This is a genomic window from Actinomycetota bacterium (assembly GCA_005774595.1).
Lineage (GTDB): Bacteria > Actinomycetota > Coriobacteriia > Anaerosomatales > D1FN1-002 > D1FN1-002.
The window spans coordinates 1-4124 of the sequence record VAUM01000166.1 but is presented as its reverse complement, the minus strand read 5'-3'; the positions used below and the strand labels follow the sequence as shown (position 1 = coordinate 4124).

6 protein-coding genes are annotated in these 4124 nt (G+C 73.1%); all 6 read right to left on the bottom strand.

Annotation, left to right across the window (positions count from 1 at the left end; translation table 11 throughout):
• Positions 1 to 501 (bottom strand): hypothetical protein (locus tag FDZ70_07095; protein TLM74803.1); only part of this gene is annotated, 501 nt, incomplete at its 3' end.
• A gap of 238 nt (positions 502 to 739) precedes the next feature.
• Positions 740 to 1036: a hypothetical protein gene (locus FDZ70_07090; GenBank protein ID TLM74802.1), complete on the bottom strand. Its 297-nt coding sequence runs from the start codon at positions 1034 to 1036 to the stop codon at positions 740 to 742.
• A gap of 215 nt (positions 1037 to 1251) precedes the next feature.
• Positions 1252 to 2715, bottom strand: a complete 1464-nt coding sequence (gene gatA / locus FDZ70_07085) for an Asp-tRNA(Asn)/Glu-tRNA(Gln) amidotransferase subunit GatA (protein ID TLM74804.1) — start codon at positions 2713 to 2715, stop codon at positions 1252 to 1254.
• Between the two features lie 27 nt (positions 2716 to 2742).
• Entirely contained in the window at positions 2743 to 3045 is a 303-nt protein-coding gene (gene gatC, locus FDZ70_07080; GenBank protein ID TLM74801.1) for an Asp-tRNA(Asn)/Glu-tRNA(Gln) amidotransferase subunit GatC, read from the bottom strand.
• A 77-nt stretch (positions 3046 to 3122) separates the two neighbouring features.
• Entirely contained in the window at positions 3123 to 3512 is a 390-nt protein-coding gene (locus FDZ70_07075) for a hypothetical protein (GenBank protein TLM74800.1), read from the bottom strand.
• A 124-nt stretch (positions 3513 to 3636) separates the two neighbouring features.
• Positions 3637 to 4124: cell wall-binding repeat-containing protein (locus FDZ70_07070; GenBank protein TLM74799.1), on the bottom strand; the 488-nt coding region annotated here is incomplete at its 5' end.

The window sequence follows — 4124 nt, the reverse complement described above, 5'->3', positions numbered from 1 at the left end:
GCGCTCGATCCCCGACAGCGGCGCCGGGGCGTCGTCGAGCGCGACGGTGAGGTCGTAGCCGACCACCTCGGCGGTCGTCTCGAAGCCGCGCACCACCACGTAGTACTCGCCGGCGCCGGGGATGCGGTAGCGGAAGTACTCGCTGGACACGGGCGGCCCCGCGGCCGAGAAGGTCAGCGCGTCCGCGAAGTCGCCGACGTCGGCGGTGAAGGGCGCGAAGAGGTACAGGTCGAAGTCGCCCGAGCCGTCGGACGCGAAGTCGTGCGTCAGCCTCGCCTCGAGCGACTCGCCCGGCGCGGTCGCGACGCGGTACACATCGAGCGTGTCGGTCGCGGACAGCGTGCCCGAGACCGGCGCCAAGATCAGCTCGGCGGTCGCTGGGGTGTCGTTGGGCTCGGTGTCGAGCGCACACACGCCGCCGGCCGAAGCGACCGCAGCGCTCGCGGCCCACACCAGCGCCAGGGATGCCCCGAGTGCGACCAGGTGCGCGGTCCTTCGCATACGAGCCCTGCCCCGTCCGACGTGGCCTGCCCCCTCACCGCGATTGTCACGCGCGCGGCGGGCGCGGGCAAGCGGGAGCGCGCCGGAAGCGAAGGAGGCGCCCCGAAGGGCGCCTGAGCTTCATGACGGACCCCCTCCGTAGCTGCGCGCGCGAGCGCCGTGCCGGCGCCCGCGTCCCTCGACTGCGAGTGTACCCGTCCGTGCGCCACACCCGAACTGCACGGCATTCGGCACCGCCTCACTCGTAGTCCGCGGCCGCGCGCACGAGCGCCTCGAGCGCCGCACCGAGGGGCAGGTCCGTCCGCGCCTCGATGAACAGCGCGCCGCCCTCGCGCCGCATCCGGAGTAGGCCGAGATGCTCCAGCCACTGCAGCTGCTCGTACAGCTGCCCCATGCCGACGCGCGCGGCCCGGCCGATCTGGCGGAACCACAGCCGCTCGTCGCCGGCCCGGGGGGCGTACAGGACGCGGATGACGGCCGCCCTGGATCGCGAGCCCATCAGATGGTCCAACAGCGAGGTGAGTCGAGGCCGCATGGAAGATCCCCTCCTTGTCGTCTCGTCCGCCGCGGGCGGACCCCTTCCCCCCGCCCATACGGTTTGTCGGAACGATCGTTCCGTCAAACCGTATGGGCCGAGAAGAGCCCGCCGAGCCGGCGGGCAGACGAGAGGATGGCGCGCGCGTCGAAGCGCGAGCCGACCCAAGTCCAAACAGGATCGAAACGGAACGCGCGGGGCCGGAGCGCGCGGCTCTACGCGAGCGCGGCTGCGCTCGCAGGCGCGCAGTCGAAGCCGGCGGCAGCCTCGAACGCGGCAGCGGCCCGCAGCAGCGCGCCTTCCGCGAAGTGCGTCGCCATCATATGCAGCCCCATCGGCATGCCGCTCTCCGGGCACAGCCCCGCAGGCACGCTGATCGCGGGGATGCCGGCGAGGTTCGCCGGGATCGTGTAGATGTCGGAGAGGTACATCGCGAGCGGGTCGCCGCTCTTCTCGCCGAACGCGAACGCAACGGTCGGCGCGGTCGGCGTGAGCAGCACGTCGAACCGCTCGAACGCGGCCGCGAAGTCGCGCTTGATGAGCGTGCGCGCCTTCTGCGCCTGGCCGTAGTACGCGTCGTAGTAGCCGGCCGACAACGCATAGGTCCCGAGCATGATCCGGCGGATGCTCTCGGGGCCGAACCCTTGCGCCCGCGTGCGCATGTACAGGTCCAGCACGTCCTCGGCGCCCTCGGCGCGCGCGCCATATCGGATGCCGTCGAACCGCGCGAGGTTCGAGGACGCCTCCGCGGGGCCGATGATGTAGTACGCCGACAGCCCGTGCTCGCAACTCGGCAGGTCGACCTCGCCGACCTCGGCGCCGAGTGAGGCGAACGTCTCGGCGGCGGCCCGCACCATCGCGCGCACCCCGCCCGCGCAGCCGTCCGCCTCGAGCATGTCCGCGACCACGCCTACGCGCAGCCCGCTGACTCCGTCGGCCAGCCCGCTCGCGTACGCCTCGACCGGCGCGTCCGAGGACGTCGCGTCCATCGGATCGGCGCCCGCGATCGCCTGGAGCACGAGCGCGCAGTCCTCGACCGTGCGGCCGAACGGCCCGATCTGGTCGAGCGAGCTGCCGAACGCCACGAGCCCGTAGCGCGACACGCGGCCGTAGGTCGGCTTGAGCGCGACCGTGCCGGTGAGCGCGCCCGGCTGCCGGATCGAGCCGCCCGTGTCGCTGCCGAGCGCGACGCACACCTCGCCGGCGGCCACGCACGCCGCCGAGCCGCCCGACGATCCGCCGGGCACGCGCCCGAGGTCCCATGGGTTGCGCGTGGGCCCGTACGCGGAGTTCTCGGTCGAGGACCCGAACGCGAACTCGTCCATGTTGCACTTGCCGACCGGCAGGGCGCCGGCATCGAGCAGCCGCCGCACCGCCGTGCAGTCGTAGGCGCTCTCGTATGGCCCGAGGATCCGCGAGGCACACGTAGTACGCGTCCCGACGAGGTTCATGTTGTCCTTGATGCCCGCCGGCACTCCCGCTAGCGGGGGCAGCTCGTCGCCCGCGGCCACCGCAGCGTCCACCCGGTCCGCGGCGGCGTACGCGAGCTCGGGCGTCAGCTGCAGGAACGCGTGGACGTCCCGGTCCACCGCATCGATGCGGGCGTACGCAGCATCCGCGACCTCGCGCGCGGAGAACTCGCGCGCCGCCACGCCCGCTCGTATCCGCGCCGCGGACAGCCTGGCGAGTCCCGCCTCGGCGGCCACCTAGCCCTCGCCTCCGACGCCCACGATGCGCGGGATCACGAACGCGCCGTCGCGCGCCTCGGGCGCGTTCGCGAGCGCCTCGGCCTGCGTGAGCCCCAGCCGCGGCTCGTCGGCGCGCGTCGAGTCCGTCATCTCGAGCGGATGGGCGGTCGGCTCGACCTCGGCGAGATCCAACCTCGCGAGCGCGTCGATGTGCCCGAGGATGGAACCGAGCTCGCCGGTGAGCACGGCGACCTGCTCATCAGACAGCGCGAGGCGCGCGAGCGTCGCGACGTGCCGGACGTCGTCTTCGGAGATGGGCATGTCGGCGGATCGGCCTCCCGTGGCGCGGGTCGCGGAACGCCGCCGATGGTAGCAAAAGTGCGCGCCGCCGCGCGGGGTCAGCGCCGGACCCGCGCGCCCATCGCGATGTCGAGCGCGTCGACGAGACGCGCAGCGTTGAACGGCGAGGACACGCACGCCTTGGCGCCGCCGCTCGCAGCGACGGCGTCGTCGTCGTTGACGGTCACGAACGGGATCGCGGCGTTGTAGCAGGCGGCCGCCACGACCATCGCGTCGGGCATCTCGTAGTCGATGATCGCCAAGCCGGGTGTTCGGTCGGTGATCATCCGGAGCGCCTGTGAGCGATCGAACGCGCCGCGCACGCGCGTGTCGCCCCATGCGACGAGCGCCGCGCCCGCAAGCGTCTGCACCCCCTTGGAGGCGGACACGATCACCGCGTCACCGAGCTGCGCCACTCCGGCCCTCCACACCTCGTGCGCCGCCGTCACGGCCTGCGCCTTAAGGTGTGTTTATCCAACGGGGTGCCCGAGTGCGGTGACGGAAGTCACATTCACGCCGTGTTTCCGACGAACGGTCGCCGTGCGTCACAGACGGCGGGCCGCGCCCCGCCCCTCACCACGAGACCGCGGGCCAGAAGTACTCCTGTATTGTCACGACGCCCGTGTCCGGGTAGTAGGCGAGCATCGCGCTCTTGGATCCGTTGCCGCCCAGCGGCGAGGTCTCCCATCCGCCGAGCTGGCTGCGCAGCGTGCCCTCGACCGCCGCCGACACCGCGCCCGTGCCGCCGAGGACGATCGCGCTGGTGGCTCCGAGCCGCGCGATCTCCGCGGTCACGGACGCCGGCAGCGCGGCGGGCGGCGTGAGCAGGATCGGGCCGCCGTAGGCGTGCGCGAGCGGCGCGCCGCACAGCGCGTCGGGGAAGTTGGCGCCCGTGGCGATGACGACGGTGCCGCCGGTGTTCCAACCGAAGGCCGAGGCAGCCGCCGCGGTCCGATAGCGGTCGGGCCCGGCGATGCGCGTCACCGTGCCCGCAGCCTGGGCGGATAGTCCGCCCGCGGCACCTGCGGCCGCGACTCCCGCGAGAAGCGCCGCGGCCACCC